This is a genomic window from Corynebacterium sp. HMSC05C01, assembly GCF_001807155.1.
Taxonomy (GTDB): Bacteria; Actinomycetota; Actinomycetes; order Mycobacteriales; family Mycobacteriaceae; genus Corynebacterium; species Corynebacterium coyleae.
Genome location: NZ_KV787950.1, coordinates 45,531 through 52,864, shown reverse-complemented (window position 1 = coordinate 52,864; position 7,334 = coordinate 45,531). Strand labels below are relative to the sequence as shown.

Here is a 7,334-nt window from a genome sequence, read left to right as displayed (position 1 = left end):
CGCTATATCTTTTCTATATCTTTCAAATCCCAAAAACGGCCCCGAAAACAATTCCCTGGGGAAATGTACAATCGCACCATGGTTACAGAATCTGCCTGGGATGATCTTCTCCCAAACGTGCGTGATGCGCTTTAGGCGATCAATGACGGGGCAACGGCGGACTCGCAGGAGTCGCTCATCTTGGAGTTCAAGGAGGACCCCGCTGCTCGAGGGGGAGGACAGGCGGAGAGGGAACGGTTCGTCGACAAGTTGGTGGATGAGGCCGTCTGCATGGCGAACGGGGAAGCAGCCATGGGGTACATCGTGGTGGGTGTCACCGACAAGGTTCCCGGGAGGGAAGCGTTTACGGGTACCAAACTGGATGAAGAAAAGATCACTCACCGGATCTTCGTCAAGACCAATCCCAACATGAACGTCCAGGTCACGACGTTGGATGCGTGGGGCGCAAGGCTCGTTGTTATTCACGTCCCTGAAGCGCGGGCGTTGTACACGCGTAGCGACGGCGCCGCGAAGAAGCGCACCGCAGACGGCCAATTTTCCTGCAAGGAGATCACGGAAGAGGAGCGACGCGCTATCGACGCGGCACGTCGCAACCCGGACTACTCAAACGGACCAGCCGATATCTCGATAGACGACTTGCCGTTAGCGGTAGTTGACGAGGCACGCAGGATGCTCCGCCAACACCGCAGGACACGCGGCCTCGATGCTGCCGTCCCTCAGACCACAACGGGACTGTTGCGGGAACTTGGGCTTTTGCGTGACGACGGCAAACTTAAACGTGCCGGCGAAATTCTCCTGGCCAGTCCAGGGCCAACGGACGTGGTTGTGCGCCACCTTTGGCGGACGTTGCCGGGTGAGGAACCCCGGGCGACGTTGATTTCAGACCCGGTCCTGCTGGCACTGCCCCGCCTTCGCCGACTGATCACCGAAAACGGTGACACTGAGATTGAACGGGTCCAGTTTGACGACGGCGAAGAGGTTGCCATCAGCCGTTTTCCCGAGCAGGCCGTTGATGAAGTTGTTGCGAATGCATTCATTCACCGCGACTGGCGACTGCCCGGCCCGGTGGTTGTCGAGCAATCCAATCGAACGCTTAAAGTCACCTCCCCTGGCCCACTCCCGCCAGGTGTGACCCGGGACAAACTCCTATCTACGTCCTCGGTTCCGCGGAACAACCGGCTGATGGCGGCAATGCGCACGCTGGGGTTGGCGGAAGAAAGCTCTCGTGGTTTTGACCGTATGTGGGCGACCATGCTCCGAACCGGACGCAGTGAGCCGGAGGTTATCGCAACCGATGTGAACGTCCAAGTGATTCTGGCTGCACAAAAACCGGACGTGGACTTCATCAAGGGGCTGAGGCGGCTGTCGAAGCGTTACGGGGAGGTTGTCGTCGATAGTGTGGCGTCCTTGATTGTGTTGTGGCACCTCAACTCCGCAGCACTCATCACGGCAACGACCGCAGTGCAGAAAACCCAGCTCACATCGCTTGAGGTCAGGGAGCTCATGGACGACCTCGTGGACCGCGGCCTCCTCGATTCCGTAGCCGACGCAAACGAATGGACACTCAGCGGCGAGGCTCGGAAACTTCTCAACTTGGGCCAGGCTGGCGAACTGGCAACGGTAAGTATTCAGGAATGGATCGAAGCAAAGCTTCTCGACGGCGAAACCCTCCGGTCCGCCGACATCGCCGATCAAACTGGCGTCAGCGTTGCAGAGGCGGGCAGAATCCTGCGGCACCTTCGAAGCCTCGGTAGGGCAAAGATCGATCCGGAAGGTCCCCCTCGTGGCCGCGGCACCCGCTGGATTCGCGCGTAAATCCGCGCAGAAAACAATTCCGAAAGATAGTGAAAGATATCGAAACAATTCGCTGACCTGCGGCAACTGGCAAAACGGCTCGTCCAAACGCCCGCTATATCTTTTCTATATCTTTCAAATCCTAAAAACGGACCAGAAAACAATTCCCTGGGGAAATGGCGTTCGGGGCGGAGGTCGCAGATAAGCAATGCCTGTTCACTACACTGCATAACCATGACTGAGGCGACCCCGCACCGCTATACGGCCGAGCTGGCCAATGAGATCGAGAAGAAGTGGCAGGCGTACTGGCGCGACAACCAGACGTTTTACGCACCCAACCCGGTTGGAGACCTTGCTCCGCAAGACCAGGTCGAACTGCCCAAGGACAAACTCAACGTTCAGGACATGTTCCCCTACCCATCGGGTGCGGGGCTGCACGTCGGCCACCCGCTGAGTTACATTGCCACGGATGTGTACGCGCGCTACAACCGCATGCTGGGCAAGAACGTGCTGCACACACTGGGTTATGACGCGTTTGGTCTGCCGGCAGAGCAGTACGCCATCCAGACCGGTACCCACCCGCGCACGACCACTGAGGCGAACATTGCCAACATGCGCCGCCAGCTGGCCATGCTGGGCCTGGGCCACGACCCGCGCCGCTCCGTTGCCACCACGGACCCGGAGTTTTATCGCTGGACGCAGTGGATCTTCCTGCAGATCTACAACGCCTGGTTCGACGAGGAGCAGCAGAAGGCCCGCCCGATCGAGGACCTCGTGCGCGACCTCATGTCCGGCGCTCGCCAGACCAAGGACGGCCGCAACTTCCGCGACCTGACCACCGAGGAGAAGCACAAGGCTATCGACGAGTTCCGCCTCGTCTACCTCTCCGACTCCATGGTCAACTGGTGCCCGGGCCTGGGCACCGTGCTGGCGAATGAGGAAGTCACCGCCGAGGGCCGTTCCGAGCGCGGCAACTACCCGGTCTTCCGTAAGCGCCTGCGCCAGTGGATGATGCGCATCACGGACTACTCCGACCGTCTGCTCGACGACCTTGACCTGCTCGAATGGCCGGAAAAGGTCAAGAGCATGCAGCGCAACTGGATCGGCCGCTCCCGCGGCGCAGAGGTCGTGTTCGAATCGCCCGCCGGCGACATCACCGTCTTCACCACCCGCCCCGACACCCTGTTCGGCGCGTCCTACGTGGTGCTCGCGCCCGAGCATTCGTTTGTCGACGACCTCGTGGCCGACTCCTACCCCACCGACGTCGACACCCGCTGGACCAACGGCGAAGCCACCCCGCGCGAAGCCGTCGACGCGTACCTGCGCTCCATCGCCGCCAAGTCTGATGTGGAACGCCAGGAAAACAAGGAAAAGACCGGCGTGTTTCTGGGCACCTACGCGGTCAACCCGGTCAACGGCGAGCAGGTCCCGATCTTCATCGCCGACTACGTGCTCACCGGCTACGGCACCGGCGCCATCATGGCGGTCCCGGCCCACGACGAGCGCGACTACGAGTTCGCCACCGTCTTCGGCCTGCCGATTACGCCTGTTCTCGACGGCGACGTCTCCGAAGCCGCCTTCACCGGCGACGCCACCCACATCAACTCCGCCAACGAATCCGGCCTGGACCTCAACGGTATGGGTAAGGTAGAGGCCATTGATAAAGCCATCTCGTGGCTCCGCGACGAAGGAGCGGGCCAGGAGAAAATCCAGTACAAACTACGCGACTGGCTGTTTGCTCGCCAGCGCTACTGGGGCGAGCCATTCCCCATCGTGTACGACGAAAACGGCCAGGCGCACGGCCTGCCGGAAGACATGCTGCCGGTCGAATTGCCGCAGGTAGAGGACTACAACCCCGTCGCCTTCGACCCCGAAGACGCCGACTCCGAACCCGCCCCGCCGTTGGCCAAGGCCACCGACTGGGTCGAAGTCGAACTGGACCTCGGCCACGGCAAGCAGAAGTACTGGCGCGACACCAACGTCATGCCACAATGGGCCGGCTCCTCCTGGTACCAACTGCGCTACATCGACCCGACCAACACGGATGCGCTGGTGGATATCGAGAACGAGCGCTACTGGACCGGCCCGCGCCCCGACGAGCACGGCGCCAACGACCCAGGCGGCGTTGACCTGTACGTCGGCGGCGTCGAACACGCCGTGCTGCACCTGCTGTACGCGCGCTTCTGGCACAAGGTGCTTTACGACCTCGGCTTTGTCACCTCCAAGGAGCCCTACCGCCGCCTGTTCAACCAGGGCTACATCCAGGCCTACGCCTACACCGACTCCCGCGGCGTTTACGTCCCCGCGGCCGAGGTCGAGGAGAAGGACGGCAAGTTCTTCTACCAGGGCGAAGAGGTCAACCGCGAGTACGGCAAGATGGGCAAGTCCCTGAAGAACTCTGTCGCACCCGACGAGGTTGTCGAGGACTACGGCGCTGACACCCTGCGCGTTTACGAAATGTCCATGGGCCCGCTCGACACCTCCCGCCCGTGGGCAACCAAGGACGTCGTCGGCGCGCAGCGCTTCCTGCAGCGACTGTGGCGCCTGGTCGTGGATGAGGCCACCGGTGAGGTCACCGTGGTGGACGCTTCGTTGACGGAAGACGACCTCAAAGCCCTCCACCGCACCATCGCCGGCGTACGCGACGACTACGCCCACCTTCGCGACAACACCGTCGCCGCGAAACTCATCGAGTACGTCAACTACCTGACCAAGACCTACCCGTCCGGCGCCCCTCGCGACGCCGTCGAGCCGCTGGTACAGATGGTCTCGCCGCTGGCCCCGCACATCGCCGAGGAACTCTGGTCCCTGCTCGGCCACCCCGAGACCATCACGTTCGAGCCGTTCCCGGAGTTCGCCGAGCAATGGCTTACCGACGACACCGTCGAGGTCCCCGTCCAAATCAACGGCAAAGTCAAGGCCCGCATCGACGTGGCCACCGACGCCTCTAAGGACGACCTCGAAGCCGCCGCCCTTGCCGACGACCGCGTCGCCGCCTTGGTGGACGGCAAGACCGTAGTCAAGGTGATCGCGATCCCGGGCCGCATGGTCAACCTCGTGGTCAAGTAGGGGTTCTGCTCGGGTTCTGCTGCCCTACCCTTTCTCATACCCTTCCCAAAAAAGTTCCCCGGATTCGGTCGAACCGGGGAACTTTTTTGTGCCCTGCCCGATCTGTCCTGGGCGTAGTGAATTTTCTTAGCCCGCCGGACGAAGAAAGTTCCCCGCCCGGGAACTATTTTGCCGGTGATGCCCAAAATGCCCGGGCTGCCTCACCCCGGGCGCCCCGCCGCCTCACCCCGACCAGCGGGCCCGGCCCCACCGCCCCCACCGCCCCGTCCGGCTGACAGATCACGGCGGAATCTGTCAGGCGTCGGTAAACGTGCAGGTCAGAAAACGTTCCTGACAGATTTTGCAAAGTTTGTCAGGAGGCGGCCCGGGCAGCGCCAACGTTCCGGCCCGGCGTCCCACCGCGCAGGGTTGTTAAACTCGGCTGGGCAAAACTGATACCTATCCGATGAAGGAACACATCAATGTCCACTCCGAACAATGACGGCTTCGAGCCGTATCCGCAGCATCCGCAAGGAAGCCACCCGGAGAACGACGGGGGTTACCCGAGCTACGACAGTTACGCCGACCCCGCCGACGCCGGCAACTACGCCGACCAAGCCGGCAACTACCAAAACGGCTACAGCGACTACAGCGCGTTTGAGGTCAATTCGGCGGCGTCGATGGCGGGCAGCACGGCGTTGCGGTTCCATGGGCAGCAGTTGACGGACAATATTCCGGGTGATGGTGTGAGCCCGCACCCGATTAACGACCCGGCGAATAACGGCTGGTCGCATGTGAAGGGCACTGGCAAGCTGAACATTTTGGAGGCGATCGGCTGGGGCTTCAAGACCGTGTTTGGCAACCCGAAGCTGTGGTTGCCGCTTGGCGTGGTTTACCTGCTGCTGAGTGTGGCGGTGCGGTTTGTGCCGACGGTGGGCACCTGGATTCAGGTGGGCGGCACGACGGTGTTCGGCCCGTGGATGATTGGTGCGGCGTTGCAGGCGACGCTGGCGCGCAACCTGAACTTCGGGGATGTGAAGTCGCCGACGTTTGGTAAGACGCTGGGCATGTCGGTGTTGTTGTCGGTCATCGCCATGCTTGGCATGACGGTGCTGCTGACGGCGCTGGGCATTGGTGCGTTTTCGGCGATCGATCCGACGATGATCCCGGAGAACCCGGAGGCGATCATGGATGACCCGGAGACGTTCTTTGCGGTGATGGGCCCGGTGATGGCGGCATTCGGCATTGGTTTGTTGGTGATGCTGCTGATCAGCCCGCTGTTTATGCTGCAGCCGTGGTTCGCGGGTGACAACAATGGCACGTTTGGCCAGGCGTTCACCGGTGGTTTCAAGGCGGGTGCGCGTAATTATGGCCGTCTGTTGGGCTTCGCGGTGTTGGCTGGTTTGATCAACCTCATTGGTGCGATCCCGTTTGGTCTTGGTTTGATTGTGACCTTGCCGGCGACGATGCTCGCGTTGGCGTACGGCTACCGGCAGATTTCGGCTGGTCCGGTGCCGCAGGAGCCTACAGCTTAACGACGACCCTTCCACCGCCCCGGCCCTCCAACAGGGCCTGGCCGGCTTCGATGACGCCATCCAATCCGATTGTTTCGGTGCGGATGGCGTTTGTGTTGAGGGAGGTGTCGAGGAGTGCCCAGGCTTCGTCGCGAAGGTCGTTGGGGGTGTCGACGGAGTTCACGCCGATGAGTTGGGTACCGCGCAGGATGAACGGCAGGACGGAGGCGGGCAGGTCGTTGCCGGCGGCCATGCCGCATGCGGTGGCGACGCCGCCCCAGCGCAGTTGGGTCAGGGCGTTGGCCAGGATGTCGGAGCCGACGGTGTCGATCACGCCGCCGAGGCGCGCCTTCTGCAGTGGTTTGCCTTGGCTGGTGAAGTCGGCGCGGTCGAGGATTTCGGTGGCGCCGAGTTCGCGCAGCCAGGTGCTGTGTTCGTCGATACGCCCGGTGAGCGCCCAGACTTCGTGGCCGCGCTCGGCGAGCAGCGACACGGCGATGGAACCGACTCCGCCGGTCGCTCCGGTGACCAGGATGGGGCCGTCCACGGAGTAGGAGGCGCGCTCGAACGCCGCGACGGAGAGCGCTGCGGTGTAGCCGGCGGTGCCGATGGCGGCGGCGTCCTCGGCGGTGAAGCGGGATGGGACGCGGGTGATGTGGGTGTCGTCGATACGCACGCGCGGGGTGTAGCCACCGTGACGGCGCTCCCCCAGCCCACGGCCGTTCACCGTGACCAGCGTGCCGTCTTCGAGGGTGCCCACCGCGTCGATGCCGGGGACGCGCGGCAGTTCGCGCAGGACACCGCGGTTGCCGGACAGTGCCATTGCGTCTTTGTAGTTCAGCGACGAGTGCGAGACGTTGATCAGCGTGTCGCCTTCGCCGGCGTATTCATCGCGGGTTTCCACGATCTCGGGGCCATTGTCAGTAACCAGCAAGGTGCTATTCATGGTCGCCAGCCTAACGTGCGTCTACCGTGGGG

General features: G+C 62.5%; 4 protein-coding genes. 3 read left to right on the top strand and 1 reads right to left on the bottom strand.

Going from position 1 to position 7,334, the window contains the following annotated elements; genetic code table 11:
- Positions 1–180: 180 nt before the first annotated feature.
- The 3 genes from HMPREF3145_RS04605 to HMPREF3145_RS04595 all read left to right on the top strand — a co-directional run bounded on the left by HMPREF3145_RS04605 (position 181) and on the right by HMPREF3145_RS04595 (position 6,377).
- Complete coding sequence (locus tag HMPREF3145_RS04605; RefSeq protein WP_246817502.1) at positions 181–1,815, top strand: ATP-binding protein; 1,635 nt, start codon at positions 181–183, stop codon at positions 1,813–1,815.
- A 213-nt stretch (positions 1,816–2,028) separates the two neighbouring features.
- On the top strand, positions 2,029–4,863 hold the full coding sequence (gene leuS, locus HMPREF3145_RS04600) for a leucine--tRNA ligase (protein ID WP_070422076.1): 2,835 nt from the start codon (positions 2,029–2,031) through the stop codon (positions 4,861–4,863).
- A 461-nt stretch (positions 4,864–5,324) separates the two neighbouring features.
- Entirely contained in the window at positions 5,325–6,377 is a 1,053-nt protein-coding gene (locus HMPREF3145_RS04595) for a DUF2189 domain-containing protein (RefSeq protein WP_070422075.1), read from the top strand.
- On the opposite strand, the gene HMPREF3145_RS04590 is transcribed toward HMPREF3145_RS04595, so the two are convergent.
- Positions 6,367–7,302: an acrylyl-CoA reductase family protein gene (locus tag HMPREF3145_RS04590; protein WP_070422074.1), complete on the bottom strand. Its 936-nt coding sequence runs from the start codon at positions 7,300–7,302 to the stop codon at positions 6,367–6,369. The genes HMPREF3145_RS04595 and HMPREF3145_RS04590 overlap by 11 nt on opposite strands.
- Between the last annotated feature and the right edge of the window lie 32 nt (positions 7,303–7,334).